The 26,983-nt window shown below is 68.4% G+C and carries 19 protein-coding genes and 1 pseudogene; 13 read left to right on the top strand and 7 right to left on the bottom strand.

The window, feature by feature from the left end; translation table 11 throughout:
• Positions 1 to 49: 49 nt before the first annotated feature.
• Positions 50 to 1,633 carry an FMN-binding glutamate synthase family protein gene (locus ACFVQ0_RS00100; protein WP_390082974.1) on the top strand — a complete coding sequence of 528 codons (1,584 nt, stop codon included), beginning with the start codon at positions 50 to 52 and terminating at the stop codon, positions 1,631 to 1,633.
• Between the two features lie 13 nt (positions 1,634 to 1,646).
• Entirely contained in the window at positions 1,647 to 3,395 is a 1,749-nt protein-coding gene (locus ACFVQ0_RS00095; RefSeq protein ID WP_390082972.1) for a thiamine pyrophosphate-dependent enzyme, read from the top strand.
• A 247-nt stretch (positions 3,396 to 3,642) separates the two neighbouring features.
• On the opposite strand, the gene ACFVQ0_RS00090 is transcribed toward ACFVQ0_RS00095, so the two are convergent.
• The gene (locus tag ACFVQ0_RS00090; protein WP_390082970.1) at positions 3,643 to 4,905 is read right to left on the bottom strand and encodes a glycoside hydrolase family 71/99-like protein; all 1,263 of its coding nucleotides are present in this window, start codon (positions 4,903 to 4,905) and stop codon (positions 3,643 to 3,645) included.
• 310 nt (positions 4,906 to 5,215) lie between these two features.
• Here ACFVQ0_RS00090 and ACFVQ0_RS00085 point away from each other — a divergent pair, with 310 nt between their 5' ends.
• Together ACFVQ0_RS00085 and ACFVQ0_RS00080 are read left to right on the top strand one after the other, a co-directional pair.
• Positions 5,216 to 6,802, top strand: a complete 1,587-nt coding sequence (locus ACFVQ0_RS00085; RefSeq protein WP_390082968.1) for a beta-xylosidase — start codon at positions 5,216 to 5,218, stop codon at positions 6,800 to 6,802.
• Between the two features lie 292 nt (positions 6,803 to 7,094).
• The gene (locus ACFVQ0_RS00080) at positions 7,095 to 8,306 is read left to right on the top strand and encodes an ROK family transcriptional regulator (RefSeq protein WP_390082967.1); all 1,212 of its coding nucleotides are present in this window, start codon (positions 7,095 to 7,097) and stop codon (positions 8,304 to 8,306) included.
• Between the two features lie 125 nt (positions 8,307 to 8,431).
• Here ACFVQ0_RS00080 and ACFVQ0_RS00075 read toward each other — a convergent pair whose 3' ends face one another.
• Complete coding sequence (locus ACFVQ0_RS00075) at positions 8,432 to 9,796, bottom strand: enolase C-terminal domain-like protein (RefSeq protein WP_390082965.1); 1,365 nt, start codon at positions 9,794 to 9,796, stop codon at positions 8,432 to 8,434.
• Positions 9,797 to 9,946: 150 nt separating this feature from the next.
• Between ACFVQ0_RS00075 and ACFVQ0_RS00070 the strand changes: the two genes are divergently transcribed.
• From ACFVQ0_RS00070 to ACFVQ0_RS00055, 4 genes are read left to right on the top strand one after another with little or no spacing between them, the layout of a single operon-like run.
• Entirely contained in the window at positions 9,947 to 11,329 is a 1,383-nt protein-coding gene (locus tag ACFVQ0_RS00070) for an ABC transporter substrate-binding protein (RefSeq protein WP_390082963.1), read from the top strand.
• Entirely contained in the window at positions 11,326 to 12,339 is a 1,014-nt protein-coding gene (locus tag ACFVQ0_RS00065) for a carbohydrate ABC transporter permease (protein WP_390082961.1), read from the top strand. Before ACFVQ0_RS00070 ends, ACFVQ0_RS00065 begins: the two co-directional genes overlap by 4 nt.
• Positions 12,336 to 13,232: a carbohydrate ABC transporter permease gene (locus ACFVQ0_RS00060; RefSeq protein WP_390082959.1), complete on the top strand. Its 897-nt coding sequence runs from the start codon at positions 12,336 to 12,338 to the stop codon at positions 13,230 to 13,232. The genes ACFVQ0_RS00065 and ACFVQ0_RS00060 overlap by 4 nt, the downstream gene beginning before the upstream one ends.
• Positions 13,229 to 14,140, top strand: a complete 912-nt coding sequence (locus ACFVQ0_RS00055) for an NAD-dependent epimerase/dehydratase family protein (protein ID WP_390082957.1) — start codon at positions 13,229 to 13,231, stop codon at positions 14,138 to 14,140. Before ACFVQ0_RS00060 ends, ACFVQ0_RS00055 begins: the two co-directional genes overlap by 4 nt.
• A gap of 552 nt (positions 14,141 to 14,692) precedes the next feature.
• Here the strand turns inward: ACFVQ0_RS00055 and ACFVQ0_RS00050 are convergent.
• Positions 14,693 to 15,577, bottom strand: coding sequence for a helix-turn-helix domain-containing protein (locus tag ACFVQ0_RS00050; RefSeq protein ID WP_390082955.1), 885 nt, complete (start codon positions 15,575 to 15,577; stop codon positions 14,693 to 14,695).
• 76 nt (positions 15,578 to 15,653) lie between these two features.
• Between ACFVQ0_RS00050 and ACFVQ0_RS00045 the strand changes: the two genes are divergently transcribed.
• Both ACFVQ0_RS00045 and ACFVQ0_RS00040 read left to right on the top strand, forming a co-directional pair.
• Positions 15,654 to 16,511: an alpha/beta fold hydrolase gene (locus ACFVQ0_RS00045; RefSeq protein WP_390082953.1), complete on the top strand. Its 858-nt coding sequence runs from the start codon at positions 15,654 to 15,656 to the stop codon at positions 16,509 to 16,511.
• Positions 16,512 to 16,529: 18 nt separating this feature from the next.
• The gene (locus ACFVQ0_RS00040) at positions 16,530 to 17,792 is read left to right on the top strand and encodes an FAD-dependent monooxygenase (protein WP_390082951.1); all 1,263 of its coding nucleotides are present in this window, start codon (positions 16,530 to 16,532) and stop codon (positions 17,790 to 17,792) included.
• Positions 17,793 to 18,148: 356 nt separating this feature from the next.
• Here ACFVQ0_RS00040 and ACFVQ0_RS00035 read toward each other — a convergent pair whose 3' ends face one another.
• Complete coding sequence (locus ACFVQ0_RS00035; RefSeq protein WP_390082949.1) at positions 18,149 to 18,730, bottom strand: hypothetical protein; 582 nt, start codon at positions 18,728 to 18,730, stop codon at positions 18,149 to 18,151.
• 294 nt (positions 18,731 to 19,024) lie between these two features.
• On the opposite strand from ACFVQ0_RS00035, the gene ACFVQ0_RS00030 reads away from it, so the two are divergent.
• On the top strand, positions 19,025 to 19,393 hold the full coding sequence (locus ACFVQ0_RS00030) for a hypothetical protein (RefSeq protein ID WP_390082947.1): 369 nt from the start codon (positions 19,025 to 19,027) through the stop codon (positions 19,391 to 19,393).
• A gap of 38 nt (positions 19,394 to 19,431) precedes the next feature.
• Here ACFVQ0_RS00030 and ACFVQ0_RS00025 read toward each other — a convergent pair.
• Positions 19,432 to 19,884 (bottom strand): annotated as a pseudogene (locus ACFVQ0_RS00025) (ATP-binding protein); the annotation flags it as partial.
• Between the two features lie 474 nt (positions 19,885 to 20,358).
• On the opposite strand from ACFVQ0_RS00025, the gene ACFVQ0_RS00020 reads away from it, so the two are divergent.
• Together ACFVQ0_RS00020 and ACFVQ0_RS00015 are read left to right on the top strand one after the other, a co-directional pair.
• Positions 20,359 to 21,717 (top strand): hypothetical protein, encoded by a 1,359-nt coding sequence (locus ACFVQ0_RS00020; RefSeq protein ID WP_390082946.1) that lies wholly within the window; start codon positions 20,359 to 20,361, stop codon positions 21,715 to 21,717.
• A 118-nt stretch (positions 21,718 to 21,835) separates the two neighbouring features.
• Positions 21,836 to 22,912, top strand: a complete 1,077-nt coding sequence (locus tag ACFVQ0_RS00015) for a hypothetical protein (RefSeq protein WP_390082944.1) — start codon at positions 21,836 to 21,838, stop codon at positions 22,910 to 22,912.
• 751 nt (positions 22,913 to 23,663) lie between these two features.
• On the opposite strand, the gene ACFVQ0_RS00010 is transcribed toward ACFVQ0_RS00015, so the two are convergent.
• Both ACFVQ0_RS00010 and ACFVQ0_RS00005 read right to left on the bottom strand, forming a co-directional pair.
• Positions 23,664 to 26,066 (bottom strand): Helicase associated domain protein, encoded by a 2,403-nt coding sequence (locus ACFVQ0_RS00010; RefSeq protein ID WP_390082942.1) that lies wholly within the window; start codon positions 26,064 to 26,066, stop codon positions 23,664 to 23,666.
• Between the two features lie 9 nt (positions 26,067 to 26,075).
• Positions 26,076 to 26,450, bottom strand: coding sequence for an ankyrin repeat domain-containing protein (locus tag ACFVQ0_RS00005; RefSeq protein WP_390082941.1), 375 nt, complete (start codon positions 26,448 to 26,450; stop codon positions 26,076 to 26,078).
• Positions 26,451 to 26,983: the final 533 nt, after the last annotated feature.

The raw sequence follows: 26,983 nt of genomic DNA, 5'->3' as shown, positions 1-26,983 counted from the left end.
TGGGGAAGCCCGGTGGCGTGACCTGCCCGGACCGGGCAATCCGACTGCAGTGATACGAATCGTTTCTGTTGGTCTGACCCTGCTCGCGGCTCTGGGAACGGGAAGCGCGGCGGTATGGATTTCACCGTGGTGGTGGACCGCCTCTGTGCTGCTCGCTCTCCTGGGCCTGCTCGGAACATGGGATCTCACTCAGCGCGGCCATTCGGTGCTGCGCAACTATCCCGTGATCGGGCACGCGCGTTTCCTGCTGGAGAAGATCCGCCCCGAACTCCAGCAGTACTTCGTGGAGCGGAATTACGACGGCCGCCCCTTCGACCGGGACGTGCGCAGCCTCGTGTACGAACGCGCGAAGGGCACGGACGCGGAGGAGCCGTTCGGCACGGAGCGGGACGTCTACCAACCCGGCCACGAATTCCTCGTCCCGTCGATGGCGCCCTGCGAGGTACCCCGGACACCACCGCGGGTCAGGATCGGCGGCCCCGACTGCACCCAGCCGTACGACATGGCACTGTTCAACGTCTCCGCCATGAGCTTCGGCTCACTCTCGGCAAACGCGGTCCTGGCCCTCAACACCGGTGCGGCACGCGGCGATTTCGCCCACGACACCGGCGAGGGCGGCATGTCGGACTACCACCTGCGGCCCGGGGGAGACCTCGTCTGGGAAATCGGCACCGGCTACTTCGGATGCAGGACGGAGGACGGCGGCTTCGACGCCGGGAAGTTCGCGGAGAAGGCGGCACACGACCATGTGAAGTGCGTGTCGCTCAAGCTGTCCCAGGGCGCCAAGCCCGGCATCGGCGGTGTGCTGCCGGGGGCGAAGGTCAACGCGGAGATCGCCCGGGTACGAGGCGTGCCCCAGGGAGAAACGGTGACCTCGCCCCCGTACCACCAGGTGTTCTCCACACCGCGTGAACTCGTCCGCTTCGTGGCACGGATGCGGGAACTCGCCGGGGGCAAACCCGCGGGAATCAAGCTCTGCCCCGGCTCGCGGCGGCAGTTCCTCGCCGTGTGCAAGGCCATGGTGGAGGAGGGAACGACACCGGATTTCATCATCGTGGACGGGGCAGAGGGCGGCACGGGCGCCGCCCCGCTGGAGTTCGCCGACCACATCGGCACACCCCTCACCGACGGTCTGCTCACCGTGCACAACGCCCTGGTCGGCGCAGGCCTGCGGGACCGGATCAAGATCGGCGCCAGCGGCAAGATCGCCACCGGGTCCGACCTGGTCAAGAGGCTCCTCCAAGGAGCCGACTACGCGAACTCGGCCCGCGCGATGATGTTCGCGGTGGGCTGCATACAGGCGCAGCGCTGTCACACCAACACCTGTCCCACGGGTGTCACCACACAGGACCCCCGGCGCGCACGCGCCCTGAACGTCGCCGACAAGTCCGTGCGGGTCCAGAGGTTCCAGGAGGCGACGGTCGCCGGCGCCCTCCAGATCATGGCCTCCATGGGCGTCACGGATCCGGACCACCTGCGTCCGCACATGCTTCAGCGACGCGTCGACCCCTACACGCTGCGTTCTTTCGACGAAATGTACGAATGGCTCGCGCCGGGACAGCTCCTCGCCGAGCCCCCTTCGTCCTGGGCCGCCGACTGGAAAGCCGCGGACCCCGATCACTTCACCGTCTGACCAGGAGGACCTTGTGCCCCGTACCGTTGCCCGCGTCATCGTCGACGCATTGAGCGAACTCGGCGTGAGCCAGGTGTTCGGTGTTGTCGGAGACGCGCTCAATCCACTGACAGAGGCCATCCGGCTCACCGAGGACGTGGAGTGGGTGGGATGCCGCCACGAGGAGGCCGCGGCGTTCGCCGCGAGTGCCCAGTCCCAGCTCTCCGGCCGCCTAGGCGTCTGTATGGGAACCGTCGGCCCGGGTTCGATTCACCTGCTCAACGGGCTCTACGACGCCGCCAAGAGCCGCACTCCCGTTCTGGCGATCGCTGGACAGGTTCCGCTGGCGGAGATCGGCAGCGAGTCCTTCCAGGAGGTCGACAACGACGCTCTCTTCAGCGATGTCGCGGTGTTCCGTGCCACGGTCTCCTCCCCGGACCAGCTGCCGCAGATGCTGGAGGCGGCCGTCCGCAACGCCGTGGGCCGCAAGGGCGTCGCCGTGCTCACCGTGCCGGCCGACATCGGCGACCGGAAGCTGAGCACGGACCGCGAGGCCCGCTTCTCCCTGAGCGGGGCGGTGACGCGGCCCGAGGAGTCCGCCGTCCGCGACGCGGCCGGCCTCCTGGAGCGCGGCGGACGCGTGACACTCCTCGTCGGCCGGGGAGCCCGCGCGGCCCGCGCGGACGTACTGGCGCTCGCCGACCGTCTGGCCGCTCCGATGGTGCTGACCCTGAAGGCGAAGGAGGGGTTCGAGGGCGAGGGCAATCCCTTCCAGGTCGGCCAGACCGGGCTGATCGGCAACCCGGCAGCGGCCTCCGCGATGCGGGAGGCCGACACGCTCCTCCTGCTGGGCACGGACTTCCCGTATCGCGAGTGGTATCCCGAGGGGCGCACGGTCATCCAGGTGGACACCGAACCCACCCACATCGGACGCCGGGTCCCGGTACAGGCCGGCCTCGTCGGCGATGTGGCCGCCACGGTCCGCGATCTGCTCACGTGTCTCGGCGCTGAGGAAGGCCGCGACCGCAAGCACCTGGACAAGGCCCGGAAGGAGTTCGAGACGTGGCGTGACGGCCAGGCCCGGCTGGCCGATCCGAAGCACGACGAGCGGACGGCCGGTCGGCTCCGCGCCGCGTTCGACAACCCGGAACACGGCATCAGGCCCGAGGCACTCGCCGCGACGGTCGACCGGCTCGCCGCCGATGACGCGGTCTTCACATCCGACACCGGAATGGCCACGGTATGGCTCTCACGGTTCGTGGAGATGCGCGGCGAGCGGCGCCTGCTCGGCTCGTACAACCTGGGCTCCATGGCGAATGCCATGCCGCACGCACTCGGCGCCCAGAGCCTGGACCGGCGACGGCAGGTGGTCGCGTTCTGCGGCGACGGTGGCCTGAGCATGCTGCTCGGCGACCTCATGACACTCAAGACCGGCAAGCTCCCCGTCAAACTGGTCGTCTTCGACAACCGGCGCCTCGGCATGGTCAAGCTGGAGCAGGAACAGGCCGGCCTGCCCGAGTTCGGCACCGAGCTGGACAACCCCGACTTCGCCGCCGTGGCCACGGCGATGGGCATCACCGGCATCCGGGTGACGGATCCCGACGAGCTGGAGGAGTCGGTACGACGAGCCCTCGACACACCGGGGCCCGTTCTCCTCGACGTACTCACGAACCCCGACGAGATCGCCGTACCGGCCAAACCGACGGTGGCGCAGGGCTGGGGGTACGCCGTCGCCAAGGTGAAGGAGATCGCACGCGGCCAGGGGGAGCCCGACCGGAGCTGAGAGTCGGTGACGGACGCGAGGGGCGACGTCACGGGGGAGCGGGGTTCCGTGGCGGACGGCGATCAGGGGCCGCTCGGAGCAGGTGCGGACCCGGTCGGCTCGGGAGGAGTGGAGCCAGGCCCCGGAGTGCTGCCCCGGAGGCAGACGAACACGACCCCTCGCGGATCATGAGGGTGTCTACGCCTCAAGATCCGCGAGGGTGCCGTGTCCGATCCGCCATCAGCGCTGTGCCGCAACTGCCCTTCGGCTAGACGGTGGTGGGGGTGGGCCTGGTCTCCGTCAGCGGGAGCTCACCCTTGAGCATGCGCCCGCCGTCGCCGGTCAGCCGCAGGTAGTAGTCCGGGGAGCAGGTGGTGCCGTCCTCGTCCAGAGCCTTGACCCCGGAGCCGGACGGCACGTCGGCAGCGGTCGCCGCCGTCTTCGCGATCTGGTTGCCCTCGTTGTACTCGTCGAACATGGAGATGTAGATGCCCTGCGCACCCACCCGCTTCATGTTGTAGAACTGCCGCCACATGAAGTCCCCGTGGGCCCGGTGCCCCTCCTGGAGGTCACCGGGCATCACGCACGGCTGGTAGTCGATGCCGTGCGCGTCGCAGTCCGCCTGGTCGGGGGTGTTGATGTCGCGGTAGAACTGGTCGGACTGCTCGGCGCTGCCGATACGGCCCACCATCCACGGCGAGATCATGTGGAAGGCGCGGTAGACGTCCCCGAAGCCGGCCCGCGAGTCCTCGGTGCCGGTGCGCCAGTGAGTGGGCACCCCGCCGATGACGTAACAGCCCTGATCCTTGAACCAGTTGACGACATCGAGGCACGGGGCAGGATCGAAGGGGCGGGCGTCGTCACTGAACCCGAAGCCCCATACGCACACCACCGGCTTGCCGTTCTGCTTCGCGTAGGCGCTGGACGAGGTGTGCGCCTTCATCTTCTCGGTCCAGTCCTGCTTGATCTCGGACTGCATCGAGGTCCAGCCGGTGACGTCGTACATGATGTAGAACTTCCGGCCGTTGGCTTCCGCGGCCTGCCGCACCTTCTGCGCCATTCCGTCACGCGTGGGGCCCTCCGGGCTGAAGGGGTTGAAGCGTTGGAGCGCGGCGGTGTCGATGTTGTTCTCCCGCATCCAGCGGAAGTGGGTGTCCACCGACTGCTGGTCCCAGGACGAGAACAGAGCGGCCTTGCCGCCGCCGTTCAGGTCCGCCATCGCGGTGGGGTAGGTGTGCGTGTAGTCCGCAACGTCGGGCCAGGACTTGGCGCTGCTCGCACCCTGCGCGGGCGCCTTGCTCATGTCGGGGCTCCAGTGCCACCAACCGTCGATCGGGGCGCTGTCGCCCTTGCACGCGAACCAGCCCTGGTAGCCGACGGTTATCTTGCCGACCACATCACCCGCGGGGGAGGAGGCCGGGTTCGCGGCGGGGGCGGGGGACGCGCCGGCCTGCGTGGCAGCTACACCACCAGCCGCCGCGGCCGCCACGGCGGCGCCGGACAGGACGAAGGTACGTCGGGAGATACTCATGGGGGATGCCCTCTCGGTCTGCCTCATCGGCGCGGCCGTCCCCAGGGGCGCGGCCGCGCACGGATTCCGCGTCCGCTGGAGTGGGAGAGGTATGGCGGCGGCAGTCCGCCCCTCCGTCAACAGGCGCCCCGGCAACATAGTCGTGTCGCCAGGGGCACGACAAGACCCCGGGGACCACGACACCGGGAACTGCCGCCGCACCCCTTTCGCGCCGCCGCGGGGTGCTTCGTCGCGTCGGCTCGCCTCACTGGCCTTATGTCTATCATTTTGATTTAATGAGGAACCCGCACGCCAGGACGGAAGGACCATCATGCCGGGCGACATCTCCGTCAGCGCCCTCGCGCACGCCCCCTCGACGCCGCTGCCGCACTACTGGAGCCGTGTCGTGGGCGCCGGCCGGGCCAACGAGGGTCTGCGCGCCGACTGGCAGCGCCAGCTCACCGAGGCGCACGCAGCCTGCGGTTTCGAGTACATCCGCTTCCACGGGCTCTTCCACGACGACATGTTCGTCTACACGGAGACCGAGGACGGCGAACCCGTCTACAACTTCCAGTACGTCGACGCGCTCTTCGACTTCCTGCTCGACCTCGGGGTCCGCCCCTTCGTCGAGTTCGGCTTCAGCCCGCGCGCCCTGGCCCGCGAGACCAACACCGTCTTCTGGTGGGGAGCGCACGGCTCCCCGCCCACGGACCTCGGCAAGTGGAGCGCCCTCATCGCGCGCATCACCCGCCACTGGATCACCCGCTACGGCCTCGACGAGGTCCGCTCCTGGTACTTCGAGGTGTGGAACGAGGCCAACCTCTGGGGCTTCTTCCACGGCACCCGCTCGGAGTACTTCGAGCTGTACGAGGTGACAGCGCGCGCGGTCAAGGACGTGGACGCCCAGCTGCGCGTCGGCGGCCCCGCGACCTCCAACTTCGTACCCGACGAGCGCTTCGGCGGCGAGTCGGAGGACGTCTCCCGGCGCATCGTGGCCGGCCGCGACGACATCGACGAGCTCGAATGGCGACCGGTGTGGATGCAGGCGTTCCTCGACTTCTGCGTCGAGCGCGAGCTGCGGGTCGACTTCGTCTCCACCCACCCGTACCCCACGGACTGGGCGCTCGACGAACACGGCCAGGGCGAGAAGCTCACCCGCGGCAAGGACGCCACCCCGGTCGACCTCGCGCTGCTGCGCGAACTCATCGCCAAGAGCGCCTACCCGGACGCCGAGATCCACCTCACCGAGTGGTCCTCGTCCTCCTCGCCGCGCGACCACACACACGACACACTGCCCGCGGCCACCTACGTGACGCGCTCGCTGCTCCACTCCCTCGACACCGTGCACTCGCTGTCGTACTGGACCTTCACGGACGTGTTCGAGGAGGGCGGGGCCGGCGACGAGCTGTTCCACGGCGGCTTCGGCATGATCACGCTGCCCGGAATCCCCAAGCCCACCTTCCACGCCTACCGCATGCTGCACGCGCTCGGCGACGAGCTGATCGAACGCGGTGAGGACCACGTCCTGACCCGGCACGCGGCCAGTGGCAGGCTCACCGCGCTCGTCCACCACTACCCGCAGGAGGAACCCAAGTCGGTGCCCGCCTCCTTCGACAGCCGCGAGGTGGCCGAGACCACCCAGGCCAAGGGCACCCCCCGCCGACTCGCCCTCGAACTGGCCGGTCTGCCCGCGGGCGCCCCCTTCCGGGTGGAGGTGCTGGACGCCGAGCACGGCAACGCGATCGGCGCCTGGCGCGAGCTCGGCTCCCCGGCCGCACCCACCCGCGAACAGCTCGCCCACATCGACCGGCAGGCCCGCGCCACCGACGTGCGCACCGTCCTCGCCGGCCAGGACGGTGTCCTGCGCTTCGACACGGTCCTCGCCCCCTGGTCGCTCGCCCTGGTCGAGCAGCTCTGAGGGCGAGGACGCGAACGGGCGCGACCCCCGACAGGGAAGCGCCACCCCCGACGGGCGCAGGGGAGGCGGCACGCAACGGGACGGCGGCACCGGCCCGTGCCACCTCCTCTGCGCCATCCACCGGCCGCCGTACGCGGCTGCGCCCCCGGGGCCGACCCCGCCGCGGCGCGCGTACGGCGACGGCTACCGGCCGACGGCCGGTAGAATTCCACCGATTCGACGCACCCGGGGGACGAGAGCACGGACGACCGCGGTCCTCCTCGGGAGCGGGAGACGTCCAGGAGACACCACAGTGACGAGCAAAAGGGCGAGTGCCGGGAAGGCGTCGATCCGGCGCGGCACGAACCTGCCCCGCATGGGCGACTTCAACGAATCCGTCGTCCTTGACGCGATCCGCCGGGACCGCGCGGGCCTCAGCCGCGTGGAACTCGCGGAGGCCACGGGGCTGTCCGCGCAGACCGTCTCCAACATCACCCGCCGCCTCATCGACCAGGGCGTCGCCCACGAGACCGGCAAGCAGAGCAGCGGCAGCGGCAAACCCCGCACCCTCCTCCAGGTCGCGCCCGGCGCGCGCTACGCGGTCGGCGTGCACCTCGACCCCGCCGTCATCACCTACGTCCTGCTCGACCTGCTCGGCACAGTCGTCGCCCAGCGCAGCGAACCCACCCCGCGCGGCGGCGACACCGACACCGTCATGGCCGGCATGGCCGCCTCGGTGAGCGGACTGGTCGGCGACTCCGGCGTGGACCGCGACCGGGTCCTGGGCCTCGGCATCGCGGCACCGGGCCCCATCGACGTGACCCGCGGGCTCGTCGTCGACCCGCCCGAGCTCCCCGGCTGGGGCAGCGTCCCGCTGCGCGACCGGCTCAGCGAGGAGACCGGCTACGCGGCCCTGCTCGACAAGGACGTCATCGCCGCCGCCGTAGCGGAACGCTGGTCGGGCGCGGCAACCGAGAGCCGCAACTTCCTCTTCTTCTACCTCGGCACCGGCTCGGGCATGGGCCTGGTCGTGGACGACACGGTGCTGCGCGGCTCGTCCGGGAACGTCGGCGAGGTCGGCGGGCTCGGCGCCGCCTGCTCGACCCGCGCCCTCGTCGAAGAGGCCATCGAACTCGCCGTACTGGGACATGAGTTCACGCCGACGGACCCGCAGGACGCGCAGCGCAGCCTGCAGCACCTCGCGTCTCTCGCGGCCGGTGGCGAGCCGCGCGCCGGCAGCATCATCGATCGCTGGGGCGTACGTATCGGACGCGGGGTCAGCGCGGCGGCGACCCTGCTGGACTCCGACACCATCGTGTTCGGCGGCCCCATCTGGACACTGCTGGCCGACCGGCTCCTGGCCGTGATCGAACCGATGGTCGCGCAGTCCCCGTTCGTCAAGCAGAGCCACCCCACGACGGTCACCTCGACGGCCATAGGCGAGAACGTCGCCGCCGTCGGCGCGGCCTCCCTGGTCCTCGACCGCAGCCTGTCGGCCCAGCCGATGTCACTGCTGCTGCGCTGAGCCCGCCGTTCCCTCTCGCATTACCAGCATCCTCCGCATGGCCGAGGGCCCCGACGCAACCGCTCCGTCGGGGCCCTCGGCCATGCGCGTACGGGCGCGTGGGCCGCGCCCGTGCGTACCGCTCGCTAGGGCCGCTGCACGCTGCCGTCCGTGTTGCGTAGCAGCGCCCAGCGATCGTGCTCCAGTGGCGCAGTCACCGGGTACTTCGCGGCTGCCGACTCATCGAAATCCACGCCGAGACCGGGCAGCGGCGAGGGATGCAGCCGCCCCCTCTCGGGCACCGGGGTGCCCGGGAAGACCTCGCAGGTCGCCTCCCTGAAGGTCGCCGCCTCCTGGACGCCGAAGGCCGGGGAGCTGATGTCGAGCGCGAGGTTGGCGGCCATGCCCACCGGGCTCACGTCGCCGGGACCGTGCGGCGCCGTGCGCGCGCCGAACAGCTCGACCGCCGCGACCAGCTTCCTGGTCGGGGTCAGCCCGCCCAGCGTGGGAATCCGGATGCGCGCGAAGTCGATGACCCGTGCCTCCAGCAGCGGCAGGTACATCCCGATGTCGTGGTACAGCTCGCCGACCGCCAGCGGCACCGAGCCGGCCGCCCGCAACTGGCCGAAGTGCGCCGCGTCCTCGGGCGCCAGCGCGTCCTCCAGGAAGAACAGCCGCGCGTCCTCGACCTCGTGGACCAGCTCGCGGGCCTGCGAGGGCGTGAGCCGCTCGTGCGCGTCGTGCAGCAACTCGACGTCGGGGCCGACCCGTTCACGGATCTCGCGCAGGACGGGCGGCACGTGACGCAGATAGCTCAGCGAGTCCCAGCTGCCCGAACGCAGCGCCCGGCGGCGCCGTTCGGCCTCGTCGCGCGGGGCGGTGCCATAGGTGTCGGTGCCGGGGACGGCGACCTGGACGCGGACGTGGCGGTAGCCGCCCTCGGCCGCGGCGAGCACCTTCTCCGCGATCTCCCCGGCCTCGAAGCCGTCGACGTGGGTGTACGCGTCCGCGGCCTGCCGGGCCCGGCCGCCGAGCAGCTGGTGCAGAGGCAGGCCCGCGACCTTGCCCTTGATGTCCCACAGCGCGACGTCCACCCCGGCCAGCGCGTTCTGCCCGATCGAACCGCCCCGCCAGTAGCCGCTGTTGAGCAGCAGCCGGTGCAGGTCCTCGATGTCCGAGGGGTCGCGGCCGAGAAGCATCGGCCCGTAGTAGTCGTCGACCACCGAGCGGATCGCGAGGGTGCGCTGCGGATCGCTCGCGCAGCCCAGACCGTACAGTCCGGGCTGGTTGGTCTCGACGCGCACGATGACGTACGGGCAACCCTGCGGGGCGCACAGGAAGGTGCGTACGGCCGTAACGCGCAGCGCGTCGGGGTCGGCCGAGGCCCACGGAGCGGGCGCGAGCACCTCACCGGGCTCCGGGGTGGCACCGGGCAAGGTGCCGGCGTCCGGTGAGGGGGACGAGGGGGAGCGCGGAGCCACCGCGTCCGCTGCTCGTTCCGGTGGAGTCATGGAGGTCCTCCTGGAAGGTGACACGGCTGTGGTTTCTCATTGTTTTCCGTGTAGTTACGTCTATTGACATCGTACATCAAGTCGATTTAGATTCCATGTGCTGCTACGGCAGGAGCTGAACGGACAGCTCTCAAGAAAGGCGCTGGGAACGTGAAACGATTTCTCCCGACCACGCGCCGCTCCTCGATTCTTGCTTCGGTCGCCGTCATGGGCGTACTGCTCGCGGGGTGCGGGACGAGCGACGGGAATGGTTCCGGGCGCGGTGAACTCTCCATGTGGACCTTTAAACAGTCCCATGTGGCCGCCCTGCGGGCGGCCGCCAAGAAGTTCACCGCCGAGACCGGGACAAAGGTGAACATCCAGGCGGTGACGCCGGACGACGCGTTCCTGACCAAGATCCAGGCCGCCGCCCGCACCAACGACCTGCCCGACGTACTCGAAGTGCACGCCAACGGCGACGACCTGGCCTTCGGCGGCGCGGGAATCCTTGAGGACCTCTCCAAGGACGTCGACCGCACCTGGCTCGACCAGTACCTCCCGCAGGTCCTGGCCGACGGCACCGTCACGGAGGACGTCTACCGGAACTCGCTGACCGAAGGCTCCAAGACCCAGGGCGTCGAGAAGGGACAGCGCTTCAGCGTGCCCCTCACCGTCGGCACCCAGGGCGTCGTCTACATGAACAAGAGCCGCGCCGAACAGGCCGGCATCACCGAGGCGCCCACCACCTGGGAGGGCTTCGTCGACGCGCTCGCCAAGATGAAGAAGGCCCACCCGTCCAACGGCGGGATGACCATCGGTATCAAGCAGCCCTCGACCGCCCTGGAATGGCTGATGCAGCCCATGGCCTACGGGATGCTCGGCAAGGACAGGTTCGAGGCGCTCTTCGGCCCCGACGCCGCCAAGGGCTGGTCCTCCGCCGACGGCCAGAAGGTCCTGAACACCTACAACCAGGTCACCCCGTACTGGGTGCCCGGCACCCAGTCCAAGGGCATCGACGAGGCCGACCTCGCCTTCGCCCAGGGCAAGGCGTCCTTCGACATCGGCGGCACCTACACCCTCGCCTTCCTCGCCGAGAACGGCTACGACGCCGACAACCTCATGACCTTCCCGGTGCCCCCGCCCAAGGACGCCGCGATCCCCAACCTCCAGCTCTCCCCGTTCTCCCTGACCGGCCTCTCCGTCACCAAGAAGTCGGAACACAAGGACGAGGCTCTGAAGTGGCTGAAGTTCCTTTCCCGTGACGGAATCGCCGCCGACTTCGGAAAACAGGCACTCGACGTACCACCGAACGCTCTCGACAAGAACCAGAGCAAAACACTCGGACCCGTCCTGAATTCCATGGAAACCGCGTTCGGTTCCGGCGCGAAGGCGTACAACGCCGGATACACCGCTTACCGGCCCAGCCTGTACGACCCCGGAAAGGTCGGCGCCGTACTGGCCCAGTTCACCCCGCTGAAATCGCGCACCGCGAAAAGCACGGGTGCCCAGATGAGTTCGATGATCAAGTCTTACTGGGCGGAGCAGAAGAAATGACCACCGAAACCGGTACGGTGCGGGGCGCGCGCCCCGCCGCGAACGGACCCCGGGACGGCAACAGCCCCGCGGCCGGGGCACCCCGCGGACGCGGACCCCTCGGCAGAATGCGCGAAAAGCGCAAGCAGGCCGCCTGGGGCTACCTCTTCGTCGCCCCCGCGATCCTCCTGTTCGCCCTCATGGGCGTCTACACGATCATCTACGGCTTCTCGCTCAGCTTCGCCCAGTGGAATGGCTTCTGGCCCGAATGGCACTGGAAGGGCTTCAAGAACTACACCGACCTGCTGGGCGGCAGCCCCACCTACTGGCCGATCGTGAAGAAGGCCGCGACCAACACCCTCTGGGTCGTCATCGGCGTACCCCTCCTCACAGTCCTCGTCGCCTTCCCGCTCGCCCTCGTCCTCAACTCCGTCAAACGCTTCCAGGGCGTCCTGCGCTCCATCTACTTCCTGCCGTACGTCACGACCGGCATCGCCGTGTACTTCGCATGGAACTACATCCTTGAACCGGGCGGCGCGATCAACCTGCTGCTCAAGACCGTCGGACTCGGCTCCCTCCAGGAACCCCAGGGCTGGCTCGGCAACCCCCACACCGCCCTCCCCACCATGATCGTCGTCATGGTCTGGTCCGCCGTCCCCGTCGCCATGCTGCTCTACCTGACCGGCCTCCAGTCCCTCGACGGCTCCCTGCTCGAAGCCGCCCAGATCGACGGCGCCGGCTGGCTGCGCTCCACCACGACCATCGTGTGGCCGCTCATGAAGCCCATCACCGTCGTCGTGATCCTGCTGAACGTCCGCGACTCTCTCCAGGGCTTCCAGTCCTTCCTGATCATGACCAACGGCGGCCCCGGCGACTCCACCAGCGTGCTCGGCCTGGAGACATACCGCCTCGCCTTCCTCAACGAGCTCTCCCCGACACTCGGTCTGGCCAGCGCCCTCGGCTGGCTCCTGTTCATCGCGGCCCTCGTCGTCGCCTTCATCAACCAGCGGGCCATGAGGAGGATGGGATGAGCAGCCAAGCGCTCAGCACCCCGCGCCGCACCGGCGCCCCGGGCCGCACCGCCCGCACCAGCCGCACCAAAACCCGCAGGCCCATCGGCCGGATCATCGTCGGCATCGTCCTCGCCGCCTACGCCGCCGTCAGCGTCTACCCCTTCCTGTGGATGGTGTCCGCGGCCTTCAAGACCAACGCGGAGGTCCAGGAGGGCGGGCACCTCATCCCGCACCACCCCACCCTCCAGACCTTCAGCGACACCTGGAACAAACTCGACTTCTTCGACTACTTCCTCAACAGCGTCAAGGTCACCGCCCTCACGACCGTCCTCGTCGTAGTCATCTACTCGGCCGCCTCCTACGCCTTCTCGGTGCTGGAGTTCCCGGGCAAGAAATGGCTGTACCGACTGTTCCTCGTACTGCTCTTCGTCCCCGGCGTCGTCACCCTGCTGCCCATCGTGCTGCTGGAGAGCAAGCTCAGCATCCTCGGCACCCACTGGGGCCTGATCCTGCCCTTCGTCAACGGCAGCGCCCCACTCGCGATCCTCATGCTCACCAACTCCTTCAACTCCGTCCCCACCGAGCTGCGCGAGGCGGCCCGCATGGACGGCGCGGGCGAACTGCGCATCTTCAGCCGCATCTACCTGCCCCTGGCCCGCCCCGCGATCGTCACGATCGCGCTGCTCACGGCCATCCCCACGTGGAACGAGTACCAGCTCACCCGTATCTCCCTGAACGATCCGCACAGCTACACCCTGCCGATCGCGCTCCAGACGATGCAGTCCTCCAACGTCGTGCAGTACAACTCGCTGATGGCAGCGGCACTGATCATGGTGGTACCGGTGATCGCCCTGTTCCTCTGCGCACAGCGCTACTTCGTGAACGGACTGATGGGAGCGGTCAAGGGATGAGCGAGCGAACCGAACGGACAACAACGGCCGGCACGGCCCCGACGGCAACCGTCCTGGTGACCGGGGCGGCCGGCGGAATCGGACGCACGGTCGTCGCCCACCTCATCGGCGCCGGCTACCGCGTCGTCGGCGCCGACCGCGAGCACGGGGACACCGACGAGGGCTGCGCGGCCTTCGTGACCGGCGACCTCGCCGAAGCCAAGACCGTCACCGAGTGCTTCGCCACCGCCCGCGAGACGGCCGGGGAGGCAGGACTCGCCGGAGTCGTCCACCTCGCCGCCTACCCGGCACCCGGCATCGTCGCCGAGGACGAAACGCTGCGCGCCAACCTCCTCGCCGCCTACCTGGTCCACCAGGAGGCGGGCCGCACCGGAGTACCCCGCGTGGTGGCCGCCTCCAGCGCCTCCGCCGTCGGCCTCGCCTGGGCCGACCGCGACCTGCACCCCGCCTACGTGCCGGTGGACGAGGAACACCCGAACCTCACCGTCGACTCCTACGGCCTGTCCAAGGTCATGTCGGAGGAGGCCGCCGCGTTCACCACCCGCCGCTGGGGCACCACCACCGTCATGCTCCGCTTCCCCTTCGTCGGCGCCGGCGACCGACTCCGCGAACGCCTCGACGAGGTACACCGCGACCCGGCAGGCAACCGCCGCGAACTATGGGGCTGGCTGCACACCGAGGACGCCGCCGCCTCCGTGGCCGCGGCACTCGACGCGGACCTGGAGGGCCACCACGTCATCAACATCTGCGCACCCGACAGCGCGGCCCTGGAGCCGAGCCTCAACCTGCTCGCCGCACACCACCCGGACACCCGGGTACGCGAGGGCTTCAGCGGCCACGACGCGTTCTTCGACACGACGCGCAGCCGGGAACTGCTGGGCTTCACGGCTCGGCACACCTGGCGCTGAGCACGGGCCGGCCATCGCGACGAATGCGGCCCGGACGCCCAAGGAGGAAACCGAGAACTACTGCAGTCGTGTACGGGGGGATCTTGAACGAACCGTTACGGCACGTCGTACCTGCTCGTAGCGCACCGAGGAGGCCGTGATCCTTACGCCCGGTCCGGTCGGTTCGTCACTCAGCACCGGATGGATCTGGCCGTCGCCGCGACGTCGCCCTCACCTGGTACGAGGTGACGGCGGGGGCGAGGGCGCCGACGTCGTGGTGCAGCCAGGCGCCCCGAAACCGAGCCCTCATCGACGTCAGCCACAGTACGGGCGTTGAGCGCCCGTCTTGCCACGCGTCAGCAGGCCTACTACTGGGAGGCCATCCTGCTTCGTATGGCCCTGAAGGTCGCCCGGGGCGGAGCGACGGTGGCGGGGCGCTGTTCCAGGCGGGAGCCGGTACGGTCCGGCTCGACCGGTATGGTCGGCGCCCATGGACCTGCGCGCCGCCGGGCCTCCGGGCCGCCGCGCTGCCCGGCGCGGGTGACCGAGGCGACGTTCACAGCATCACCCTTCTCACCCCCGGCCGGCGACCGAGCCGGAGATCCCTGGAACGTGAGGCTTGGCGGGGACTCCACGGCTGGGCCACGCGATGTCGTCCACGGCGAGAAACCGCTCGCAGGCCACGGCCGCGGGAGTTGCCCCGGTGAACGCCATGACGTCACGGTGCAGGTGGGACTGGTCGGCGTAGCCGGCGTCGGCCGCGACTCGGGCCGCGCCTTCACCCGCGACCAGGCGGTGGGCGGCGTGGTCGAAGCGGACCAGCTTCACGGCGCGCTTGGGCGGCAGACCGAGCTGGGACCAGAACCGGGACCACAGGCGCTTTCGGCTCCATCCGACCTCGGCCGCGAGAGCGTCTACCCGGACCAGGCCACGACTGCCTACGATCCGGTGCCAGGCCCAGGCCACCTCCGGGTCCACCGGCGGCCCCGCCTCATACCGGCGGGCCAGCAGTGCGTCCGTCCACGCGAATCGCTCCGGCCAGGACGGGGCATCGCCCAGTTGCTCGCGGATCCGGATCCCGTCCCGGCCCCACAGGTCGCCCAAGGACACGGGGGCGCCGTCGAGGTCGGCGGGGGAGGTGCCCAGAACTGCGCGTGCGATCACCGGGGACAGGCGCACCTGCAGGCACTCGACGTTCTCTCCCCGCGCCCACACCGCGCCTCCGGGCCCGAACCCGGGCGCGGCCACGACGCTTCCTCGCTGCTGACCCGCGGCACAGTCAAGGACGGGCGACCCGGCGCCGAACTCGATGAGCAGCGTCACGGCCGGGTGCGGGACCATCCGGAGCGTGTCCAAGTCACGGACACGGAACCCGGCCATGGCGACACCGGCCACCCCGCTGGGACGCTGAGGGCTTGCGACGTCCCACACAGCCGTACCGTGCGTGAAGGTCCGCATCTCTTCATGTTACGTGAACGGCCGAGGGGAACATTTATCCAATCCGCCGATGGGCACCGGCGGCGACAGTGAGCTCATGACTGCATCTGACGGCGGACCGCACATGAATGACGGCGCCCAGACCATCGAGAGCGCGGCCCTGGCGCTGGACGGCGGCGACATACACGTCTGCCAGGACGGCCCTCGCAACGCCCCCGCACTCCTGCTCATCCACGGGTCCGCATCCTCGACCCGCTCGTGGGACCCGCTGGTTCCCCTGCTGACCGGATCTCACCGAGTCATCCGGATCGACCTCCTCGGGCACGGCCGGTCAGCCAAACCGACCGACCGCAGCTATGCGCTCCCGGACCAGGCACGCCGGGCCGGCGTGGTACTGGACCGGCTCGGCGTCGAGCATGCCATAGTTGTCGGACATTCGAGCGGCGGCGTGGTCGCCACCGCCCTCGCCGAACAGCGACCGGAGCTGGTCACCGCGCTCGCGCTCGTCAACACCGGACCCAGCCTCAACGCCTTTATCGCACCGCAGCCCGACTCGGCCGGGCTCTCGCAGTGGCCGCCGACCGACGAGCAGATCCGCTCCTTCGCGAGCACCGGCTTCAGCCGAGCGGGCTACCGGATCCCGCCCGAACTCCTGGACGAGGTGCGCTGTATGACCCTCCACACACTCACCGCGACGATGCAGGCCACCCGTGAGTACCTGGAGCAGCAGGCGCTCCCGGACCGACTGAAGGCCCTCGGTAAACCGCTCCTGGTGATCTTCGGCGAGGACGACCGCAGATGGCGATCCTCATCCGCCGATGACTACCGGGCCGTTCCGGGGGCGACAGTCGAGTTGCTGCCCGGTCTCGGACACTCACCCATACTTGAGGATCCTCCGCGTACCGCCACTTCCCTACTGCCCTTCACCACCATCCACGCCGTGCGGATGGGCTGAATGACAAGGAGGGGAGCCATGCGGATTCTCGTTTCCGGCGCCGGCATCGCCGGTCCGGTTCTGGCCTACTGGCTCACCAGGCACGGCTTCTCTGTCACCGTCGTCGAGCGCGCGCCGACACCGCGCCGGACCGGCGGTCACGCGGTGGACCTGTTCCGGCCCGCCATGAACATCTCGGAGAAGATGGGCGTGCTTCCGCGGATCGAGGAACGGGCCACCGGCACCAACCGGATGACCGTCTACCGGGAGGGCACACGGCGCTCCGTCCGGGTGGACCTCTCCAAGATCTTCAGCGCTACCTCGGACCGCCATATCGAGGTGATGCGCGACGACCTGAGCGAGATTTACTGCGACGCCGCGCGTGACGACGTCGAGTACATCTTCGGCGACTCGATCACCGCGATCTCGCCCGACGGCGATGTGCGGTTCGAGAACGCCGCGCCGCGCCGCTTCGATCTCGTCGTCGGCGCGGACGGGCTGCACTCCAACGTGCGCCGCCTCACCTTCGGCGACGAGCCCCGCTTCAGCACCTCCATCGGGGCCTCCTTCGGAGTGCTGACCCTCCCCAACACCTCCGGCCTCGACGGCGAGCTCTCCATCCACGTCGGCGTCGGCCGCACCGCCGGCATGTACGGCGCACGGCACCTCCGTGACGCAAGGGTGTTGTTCCTGTTCCGGAGCGAGCCCGAACTCGGCCACCACCACGACGTACCCCGGCAGAAGGAGCTGCTGCGCAGTGCGTTCGAAGGCCTGCACCCCGATGTGGACCGCTGGCTGGACGAGCTCGACCGCACCCAGGCGTTCTACTTCGACTCGATCACCCAGGTCCGCATGGACAACTGGTCACGGGGGAGGGTGACGCTCGTCGGCGACGCGGGCTACAGTCCCGGCCCAGCCGTCGGCGGCAGCACCAGCCTGGGCGTCGTCGGCGCATACGTACTCGCCGCGGAGCTGGCGCGGACGGACGGTGACCACGAGCGCGCCTTTCCCGCCTATGAGCGCGCGATGGCGGAGTACGTCCGCGGCAGTCGCGCGGCCGCGCTGAGCGCGGCGAAGACCCTGATCCCCAACTCACGTCTCGGCGTGCACGGACTGGCCCAGGGCGCCCGCTTGATCTCCGCCCTACCCGCAGGGCCCAGCCGCGCCCTCCTCCGCCTCACCACCAAAACCGCACGCCTCCACAACTCCATGAACGTCGACGACTACCCGCCGCCACCCAAGCCATCACGCGGCCGCGTCGGCCGCGCAGACGACCCCGGAGGCAGGCTCGGGGCAGGCTAAGAAGCCGTCCGCCGTCAGTAGCCGGCCAGGCTTGGCCGGCCCTGGAGTCCGGGCCAGTGCCCTTCCGAAGATGGGAGGGCACCAACGGCTGAGCCAGATCGCCGGTCACTTGGCCGAGGGCTGCACGCCCTGTCAGCTCAACGCCTGGCGACGGCCACAGCAGCTGGTCAGCATGGTCGATGTCAACATCCACGGTCAGTTGATCCAGTTGTTGATACGGGTCGGTAGCCACGGACACGGCTGTGGCTTTGTCCACGAGTACGGGTACTGGCACGCTTTCCGTGACGCGTGCACGGTGCGTGATCCTCGCTGTGAGACCGGTGAGACCGGTGAGACCGGTGAGACCGAAGGGGGCCTCAGGCGCAGACGATGGGGCAGCCGCGTCGGATTGTGTGCTGTGCAGCGCGCAGGAACAGTGCGACGTAGAAGGCTGTGTCCAGGTCCTTGGTCCACGGTCCTGTTCGAGTAGTGGCCAGTTCCTTTGCTTGCTGCCTGAACCACGTGCTCAGGTCGAGGTTGTCGCATGTTGCTGGGGTTTCTGCTGGCAGATCGATGGATGCGGCCAGCTTCTCGGCGAGCGGTAGGACCTGAGGAGCGCCGGCGACCATGGACTCGTGGTCGCCGGATTCGATGGGCAACCAGATCGCGTCATCGAGCGAGAAGGGCACGAGCACGGTCCAGCCGCAGAGAACCTCCGATTCCTCTCGCGACAGGTGTGTTTGGCACAAGGCGAGGAACTCGGTCATGTCGGGGGTCAGCTTTTCCTCGAAAGCTTGTCCTGAGCCAGGTGCGAAGTCCGACTCTGCGGGGACGTCCTCGTAGGGCGGCAGGCCCCGCCGTCTGAGTTCAGCATCGAGGGCCGAAGCCACTTGGCCCCATTCGTCCTTCTCGCCACCGAACCATTCCTCCGCGCCGACGCTCACCAGATAGACACCCATGTGTGGAAGCTATCGCACGCATCTAACATCGATCAGTTAGCCAACAGGATTCGCTTGCGGAGCAGTGCGAAGCCGGCCCGGCCGAACATCTGGCGCTTGAGCATTTTGATCCTGGCTGCGTAGGTGAGACCAGAGAGCGTTTGTCGGTGGCTTCCAAGAGCGGTTGATGGCAGGGCGCTCTGAAAATGTCGCTGAGATTTGAGAGCACCGGAGTCGGCTCGGGGGTGTGCGGCCCGGCCGGAGGGTGTGTGGAAGTCGGTGGAACCGTCCGTCGGAGTGGGGCATGATCCGCTCATGGAGCGTGTCATCGATCTTGATCAGGCAGCCGCAGTGATCTCTGAGCGGGCTGCGGGGTGGCTGGCTGCCGGTCTCACTGTTGGGCAGGTGACGTGGATGGACGCAACTTCGCCGTGGCCTCGGCAGCTTGAGACTGACAGGGCGCTCGTGCGTGATCCCGTATCCATCGGCGTGCTCATCGACGGCCCGGGGGACGCTGGGCTGTCCGTGGTGCTGTTCCGGGGCGGCTGGGCTGACGTGGACTACTTCGACGGTATCGACGACGGCGGGCAGATACCGGCGTTCGACATAACATCGGCAGCGGCCTTCGGCACCCAGCTCCATCAGTGGGTGCCGCGCGCCTTCGGAAACCTTGGCAAGAGGTAGAGCTGAAGGGCTGGCACCAACCCGGCCCCCCTCGGTGATCAGCCAGCAGCGGCCTGCTGTTCGGCGCGGGCGCGAGTGGTGGCGAGGCGGTAGGATTCGGTGCCGGTCTCGATGATGTTGCCGCCGAAGGCGAGTCGGTCGACGATGGCCGCGCAGAGACGCGGGTCGGTGAAGGTCTTGGTCCAGCCGGAGAACGACTCGTTCGAGGCGATGGCCACGCTGTTCTTTTCCTCCCGTTCGGTCAGAACCTGGAAGAGGAGTTCGGCGCCGCGGCGGTCGAGTTCCATGTAGCCGAGCTCATCAATGCCGAGCACGTCAACGCGGCCGTAGCGGGCGATAGTCTTGGTCAGCTGCTTCTCGTCGGCGGCCTCGACGAGTCCGTTGACCAGCTTGGTCGCGAGGACGTACTTGACCCGGTAGCCGGCCATCGCCGCCTCGGTACCGAGGGCGATGAGCAGGTGGGACTTGCCGGTGCCGGAGTCGCCGATCAGGCCGCCGACACCACGGTGCCGCCGGCGAACCCGGCCCCGGCAACCGACCCGGACGACGCGGTGGTCGGCCTGCGCGAGGCGTACGCGAACCACTTGTCGGAAGCCGTCGCCAGCCTCAAGGCGATGCGCTGGGCCCGCCAGAACGACCCGGACTTCCCCCGGCCCCGTCGACAAGCGCGGCGCCGAATTTCTCTACCGCGTCGGCGACCTCAAGAAGTGGGCCCGCAACCGGCCCCGCGCCGGTACCACCGACCCCGACTGACCGCCCCGGCCCGCCGAAGGCCGCGAACCGGCCCTGTCCGGTTCGCACGAAACGATCCCTGGAAACCGTCCGCGCTGGCGTCCACGCAGCGGCGACACTGGTGCAGTGGTTCACCTCCGGTGCAGTGGTCCGCGTGCCCTGACGGCGACGTCCTGTGTCCGCTAGCGTCCCCTTAGTATCAGCACATCGCCTCATCGGGGGACATCGACAACATGTCCGTGCACGACCTGACAGAAGTACAACTCGAACGCGAGCAAATCGCGTTGCTCGCCATGATCGGAACCCAGCAGGCGGCAGATCCTGACGGCCTATGGCCGATGTGGGACTGGGTGGAATACAAGGCGAAATCCTTTGGCATGGCGGATCCCTGGGGCGTGCTCGACTCGCTGCCGCGGGTCGGGGCTTCCGGATCCGCAGCGCTCTCCTACGGCTTCACCACGGCGGTCCCCCGCATCCTCACGGAGGACACCCGGATCAAGCTGACGGTCGCCGCACCCTGGGCACTGGACGAAGCGCGTTACTTCCTAGGGGAGCCCTTTCTCCAGGTGCTCCATCACATGATCGCGTTGTGGCGGAACACCCCGCGCTCCCCGAACGAGGTCACAGAGGTCTCCCTGACGTCAGAGGACCTTCAGCGGGCACTCCCGCAGATGGATCCCCGCATCATCCGCATGGTCCCGGGCACCTGCCTCGAAGAACCGTTTTGGTCCGGCTCGTCCGGCAGAGCACCGGACGGCAGCTGGAGGATGGACGTCCCGCAGCGTGTCATGAGCTATGAGCATGTCACTGACCTGCGCGGCTACGTAAGCGAGACCTGCAGACAGGTGCACCAAGTTCTGCAGGAGGCCCACCGGAACATCACCGGCGGGAAGCCAGTGCCCGCGCCGTTCCCTGACCCGGTGGTTCACCTCAACGCGTCCCGCACGGCTCTGCTGAAGTGGCTGTGGCACCAGAAACAGCAACAGGGTCCAGGCGAGCCCATGCCGAACGTGATGGACGTGCTCTCGGACGACGGCTTCTCCGTGGACCAGGGCGTGCGGTTTACCCAGGGCGAGATCGACCGAGCCTCTGCATACCTGGAGCAGCACGGACTGATCCGAGGCGGCGGTACATTCGATCCGATGACTGGCCTGGTCCTGGCCGAGATCACTGCGGTCGGTGAGGACTGCGTGGAGGGGTACAACGGGGACGTCGGCGCGTACGTCCGCCGCAGGGACAACGGCCTTGTGACGTTCCACATCGCCACGAACAACGGCAACATCGCAGCCAACAGCACCAGCGTCACCCAGAACTCCACAACACCGGCCAGCTTCGACCCGGCACAGGTCCTGGCAGTGGTCAGCCTGATCCGGCAACTGACCCCGGCTCTGACCCCGGAGGCAGGGGAGCAGCAGGCGCTGCTGGCACAGACGAGCGAGCTTCAGGCGGCTGCTGAGGCCCCCGTACCCGACCGCGGGGCAGTGCGGGGTATCACGGAGGAATTCTTGTCCACGATCCGTAGCCTCACCCACTCCCCCGACGTCCGACGGCTTGCCCTGGAAGCGGTAGAGCAAGGGATCCAGAACCCGTAGAGAGCCCTGACGAAGGTTCTTTCAGTACGCGAGCGAAACGGGAGACACACGAGCGGACGGTTCACTGTCAGACCCTCTCCGTACGCTTGCTGTGAGAAACCTGAGACAGGAGGGCAACGTGGCCCGTGGCATCAGCTCCCGTGCCTTCGACAAGTTTTCGAAGGCATACGTCGGGGGCTTGAAGAAGAGCTTGGAGCAGGCCGCGCGGCGCAATTCTCCTCGTGTGCATATCCAGGCCGAAAGCAGCACATCTGGAGGCGAGTTGAACCACAGCGGGGCGATCGAGGACAGCGCCTACCTGGCACAAGTGCTGATCTGGCTGGACACCAACCACCAACAGCGCCCAGCCGAGTACGTCGACGTGACTCGGTTCGTCGAAGAACACCAGCTCGAAGACGAAGATCCCACCGTCCTCGCTCTCCAACTTGAGCAACACGGCCTGGTGGAGATCGCCCGCGACATGACTGGGGCCACCGACGTCCACCTTACCGACGAAGGTGTCGTCGCCGTGCAACGGCTGAAGAAACTTCAGAAGGACCGCGCCGCCCGACTGCGCCACACGATGAACGCCTTCCTGCGATGGCTCTACGACACCGCAGGCGACCAGAGGCCCATCAACCCGTCCCTGTTCCTCGCGACGCCCGGCTCGTACTTCGCCGGAGCCGAGATCACCGGCACCGAACTGCACCAAGCGCTCTCCTACATGGCAGAGCACGATCTCATCGAAGCCATCGACACCGACCCCGCCAGGGTCGCCATCACACCCCAGGGCGCCAGCTGCGCCCTGGCAGGAGGAAGCGTGCAAGACCACGTCAACCAGCCGAAACCTGGCGACAATATCACCTTCCACATCGGCGAGAACACGGGCAACATCGCCGCGAACAGCCGCGACTTCACCATGAACGCCACAACCAACAAGGACGGGATCGACCCTGCGGCGGTCGTCATGCTCGCCCGAGCCCTGCGCCAAGCCGCACCGATCCTCGACCTGCCGGAAGACGAGGTCATCGAGTTCACCCAGCTCGCCACACGTATCGAAGCCGAGGCCGCCAGTGGCTCGCCCGACCCTGGCAGGCTCCAGCGGTGGGGGAGCTCCGTCATGGGCATCCTCAACTCTCCGGTCGTCAGCGGAGCACTGGGAAGCGTGCTCGCCGCATACACGGGGATTGTCCTCCCGGGCCTGCCTCCCGCCTGATCCCGCAACCCACGAAGCACGCGGCAGGCCCCAGGAACTCCTTGGGGCCTGCCGCGTCTCGGCACGCCCGCCGCCCACGCCCGCGCGAGGGCGGCAAGTGCCTGGAGTCTGCGGGTCGCGAGCTGCGCGCCCTACTGCGCCCGAGCCGCGCCCAGCCACCAGGTAGCACTAGGGGGAGCGGCCCAAGATCCCAGGGCTTACACGCACACCAGTACGATGCCGCAGCTCAGAACCCCCGGGCATTGCGCCCCAGTGCGTGTAGGGCCTGGGAGCGGTGTCGCTGGCCCCGGACAGCGAAAGACCCCGGGCCGCCCTGCGCCCCGGGGGCCTTCGCTGCTCGCACCGCCACCGCTCACCAGTCGTCGGGTGCGCTGCCTCCCAAGCTATCGGCCGGCCTTCGCTGGTACGGCCCCAGTGCGGTTCCTCCATCGAGGTCTCGTGCCCGTCGGGCAGAACGCAGATCTGCCCCCAACGACCGTGCTTGCCCCCGCAGAGCTCGGTGAGCCCGTCCACGTCGCCGTCGCGCACGGCCTGGTCGTAGCGGTCCTGGAACGGCTGGAGACGAGTGAACAGCTCCATCCCGAGCTCCGTCTCCGCCACCTCCACCCGGGCCCGCCCCTCCTGCAACCCCCGGGTCGGCCAGCACAGCAGTGATGACGTCCCTCCGCCTCCGGGAAGGCCCTGGTGCGGGCGTGCCGCCGCACGGCGCCCCGCACCCACTGCTCGCCGGTCTCCTGGTCGCTCGTGCTCATCACGCCGCTCGTTCCGTGGCTGCCCAGTCGAGTCCGAGGTTGGCGAGGGTGGCCAGTTTGTCGGTGGTGAGTTTGTCCCGGCGGCTCTTGCTGTTGGACAGGAACACTCCGAGCTTGACGAGGTGTTCCTGGTCGTTGATCACGATCCGTTCCTCGTGGGCTCTGGGTACGGTTACAGACCCGGTGCGGGCTTTGTACTGTGCCAGGGCTGCCGCGCCTTTCTCGAAGGTGCTCAGGGTCGGGGTGGACGGCTTGGCCGGCGCTTCGAGCTCCGCCGCGACCGGTACGACGCCGATGGCCTCCAGGCGCTCGCGCTGCCCGGAGCTCAGCGCAGTCCAGGCCTCGGGCTTCCGCTGCTTGGCGAGCCACTTTCCGATGTCCATGCCGTGGACGGTGACCCCGGGTTCGATGTACGCGAGGATGGTCTCCTCCGCGAGCATCTCCCGTACCACGGCGTAGTGCCGCTGCCACTCGGGCGGCCATGACGGGTTCCAGTCCTCATCAACCTCCTTGAGCACTGTCTCCCACTCGGGGTGTCCCTCCAGGACACCGGGGCGGCGGAGGTTGGACAGCCACTGCCCCACCGGCCGGTCCAGCGCCGTCGCGTGCCGGGGCGCGCACAGCGTCCAGTGCTCCTCGTAGTACGCCTTCGCGGCCTGAAGGTTCTCCTGGAACCGCTCATCGGCCGGATTCCAGACCATGCCCAGCTTCTCCAGCCGCTGCGCGCGCCGGCCGGTCATCTGCCCCGCCCCGTACGCCCGCCGCTGTTCAGCGACCCACTGCCCCAGCGGGTACGCACCCTCCTTGTGCCCGTACGGAACCCGCGCGTGCAGCTCACGCTCCGCGAACTTCTTCAGCGACGCCCAGCCGCGCGCCCAGTCCTGACGCTCCGTGTCGATCACGTTGAAGGAAACCCACTCCGCGACCATCACCGGATCACGCGGAGCCGCAAAACGGAGCAGCAGACGGGATTCTTCCTCACCTTCCCCGGGCGGCGGACCGATGTACTCGGACGGCTGCGCGATGTCCTTCTGAGGCTCCTGCGGAATCGCGAGCAATTCGATTGCCTCTTCATCATGAGCGCGCAGACCTTCCAGCACCTTCACCAAGGGCCGATACGAACCCGAGGTGAACATATCCTCCGGCTTTTCACCGGGCTGGAGGAATACCGGCACGATCAGAGAGGCGAGTTTCCCTTGTCCGGGCTTCTGACGCAGCGCCCGGCCGACGGCCTGGACGATGTCGTGCGGCGCGCCCTTGGGGTCCAGGAGGGCCACCGAGTCCACGGCCCGGATGTCGACGCCCTCGCCCAGGACCCGGCAGTTCGACAGGACGGCCCGCAGCGCGGTGGACCCGAAGCCACCCAGGACCCCCCGCCGGTGCTCCGGTACGTGCTCACCACACAGCCAGTCCGCCCAGATCCGGGCGGGGTACTGCTCGGGCTGATCCGCGTGCAGCTTCGCCGCCACGCGCTGAAGGCCCTCCGCGTACGCCTGCGCCTCTATCGTCCGGTGGTGGAAGGTGATGCACGTCGACAGGTCATGCTGCGCCATCGTGTGCAGCAGCGCGGCCTGGAGCGCCCCTAGGCGCTCCCCACGGACCTTCTCGCTGCGCCGCTCCTCGCCCATCAGCCGCTCCGGGGTGACGACCGGGTCCTGGAGCTCCAGGACGATGATCTGGTACCGCGCAAGAAGACCGCGCGACACCGCCGACGCCAGCGAGAGCTTGTAGAGGACGGGTCCGAAGACCTTCTCGTCGTCCATGGAGGCCGCCATCTCAGGCGGCAGCGGGTCACGTACCCCCTCCGCGACTTCCCGGTTCGGTCGCTCCTCCCAGATCCGCGGCGTCGCCGTCAAGTACAGCCGACGGTGCGCAGGGATGACGCTCTGGTCGTGGATGCCCGCCCACGCCTTGCCCATCGAGCCCGACGTCCTGTGGGCCTCATCGACTACCGCGAGGTCTACCGGGGCGAGTTGCTGGCCGTATGCGCCTTCGAAGGCCTCTGCCAGGACTCCGAGGCTGGCATACGTTGCGTAGATGGTCAGGGGCCCCGTGCCGTGCCACAGGGCCAGCTGTACGGGGTTCGTAGTGGAGCGGACCCGGAGGTTCCACAGCTCCGGATCATCCTGCAGCGAACACACCGCGACAGCCGGCCCTCTGTGCCCAGCCTCATGCCATGCTTTCACCGTCTGCGCGAGGAGGTCGAGTGTCGGCACCAGCACCAACACCCGCCCACGCGAAACGATCCGCCGCGCCGCCACGGCTGCCATGAGGGTCTTACCCGTGCCGCACGCGGCGTGGACCTGCCCGCGCAGGCCACGAGAAGGGATGCCTTCTGGTGGGACGTCGAGGCCGCGCACGATGGCATCGACGGCCTCGACCTGATGGTCACGTAGTTTCACGGCTGGTCCTCATTCCTTGCCCTGGGGCCGGGGCTCCGGATCGGCTGGCGGGAGGCGCTGAAGCAGGCGTTCGGCCAGTACATGGTCGTAGTCCTGTGCAACCTGCAGGGGAGTCCGTCCGTCCTCGGCCGTCAGCCGCGGGTCGGCGCCGTAGGCCAGCAGGATCGCCGTGGCAGCGGTGTTCAAAGGGTGCCCCGACTGCAGATGACTGTCGCCCTCGACCTCGACGGCATGAGTGAGCAGCGTATGCCCGAAACACACCTCGTTCGGATCGGTCCCAGCATCCAGAAGCACGGTGAGCGCCTCATAATCGCTGACTTCCACGGCTTGGTGCGCTGGCACCCATCTCTCGATTTCCGCTATCCAAGGCATTTCACTATTCATTAGCAGATCCTATTCATCGGGAGTGTAACCAACGAATTCTCTGAAAACCGATCACATCAGGGGGAGACAGCATCTGATGCCAAACCCTACACAGTGAGTCATTATGATGCATCCACCGTGGCTCAGCTCCGAAGAGCAGAGCCAAACACGACCGATCCCCACTCCTCCCGCAGCTGTATCAGGTGAGAGTCAGCGACACCTAACAGGCGCACCCGAAGACGGGGTAGGGGTTCAGGCGGAGCGCAGCGGAGCCCGTAACCACGCCAAGGCCGGCACCCGACCGAGCCGACACCCCGTCACTCCCGCTGCAACTGCGAATTTCCAGTCACTACACAGACCCACACGCGATGCATCCCTCGCAGCCAGCCAAGGCACCCGCGCTTGCGCGGGTGCCTTCAATTCGCGCTTGCGCGAATTGAATCTCTCCAGGAATTCCGCTTGCGGAATTCCATTCCCGCGCTTGCGCGGGAATCCGCCTTGCGCTTGCGCAAGGCGGATCGCTCTGCAGCGGCTTGCCGCTGCAGTACCCGCTC

Origin of the sequence: Streptomyces sp. NPDC057900, assembly GCF_042887885.1 — a bacterium.
GTDB lineage: Bacteria > Actinomycetota > Actinomycetes > Streptomycetales > Streptomycetaceae > Streptomyces.
The sequence above is the reverse complement of the archived record's forward strand: the minus strand, read 5'-3'. Positions and strand labels throughout refer to the sequence as shown.

Excerpts from the sequence above, each read along its gene's own strand:
- ACFVQ0_RS00090 (WP_390082970.1), bottom strand. The coding sequence starts at position 4,905 with ATGAGTATCTCCCGACGTACCTTCGTCCTGTCCGGCGCCGCCGTGGCG.
- ACFVQ0_RS00085 (WP_390082968.1), top strand. The coding sequence starts at position 5,216 with ATGCCGGGCGACATCTCCGTCAGCGCCCTCGCGCACGCCCCCTCGACG.
- ACFVQ0_RS00075 (WP_390082965.1), bottom strand. The coding sequence starts at position 9,796 with ATGACTCCACCGGAACGAGCAGCGGACGCGGTGGCTCCGCGCTCCCCC.
- ACFVQ0_RS00065 (WP_390082961.1), top strand. The coding sequence starts at position 11,326 with ATGACCACCGAAACCGGTACGGTGCGGGGCGCGCGCCCCGCCGCGAAC.
- ACFVQ0_RS00060 (WP_390082959.1), top strand. The coding sequence starts at position 12,336 with ATGAGCAGCCAAGCGCTCAGCACCCCGCGCCGCACCGGCGCCCCGGGC.
- ACFVQ0_RS00055 (WP_390082957.1), top strand. The coding sequence starts at position 13,229 with ATGAGCGAGCGAACCGAACGGACAACAACGGCCGGCACGGCCCCGACG.
- ACFVQ0_RS00050 (WP_390082955.1), bottom strand. The coding sequence starts at position 15,577 with ATGCGGACCTTCACGCACGGTACGGCTGTGTGGGACGTCGCAAGCCCT.
- ACFVQ0_RS00045 (WP_390082953.1), top strand. The coding sequence starts at position 15,654 with ATGACTGCATCTGACGGCGGACCGCACATGAATGACGGCGCCCAGACC.
- ACFVQ0_RS00040 (WP_390082951.1), top strand. The coding sequence starts at position 16,530 with ATGCGGATTCTCGTTTCCGGCGCCGGCATCGCCGGTCCGGTTCTGGCC.
- ACFVQ0_RS00035 (WP_390082949.1), bottom strand. The coding sequence starts at position 18,730 with ATGGGTGTCTATCTGGTGAGCGTCGGCGCGGAGGAATGGTTCGGTGGC.
- ACFVQ0_RS00030 (WP_390082947.1), top strand. The coding sequence starts at position 19,025 with ATGGAGCGTGTCATCGATCTTGATCAGGCAGCCGCAGTGATCTCTGAG.
- ACFVQ0_RS00020 (WP_390082946.1), top strand. The coding sequence starts at position 20,359 with ATGTCCGTGCACGACCTGACAGAAGTACAACTCGAACGCGAGCAAATC.
- ACFVQ0_RS00005 (WP_390082941.1), bottom strand. The coding sequence starts at position 26,450 with ATGAATAGTGAAATGCCTTGGATAGCGGAAATCGAGAGATGGGTGCCA.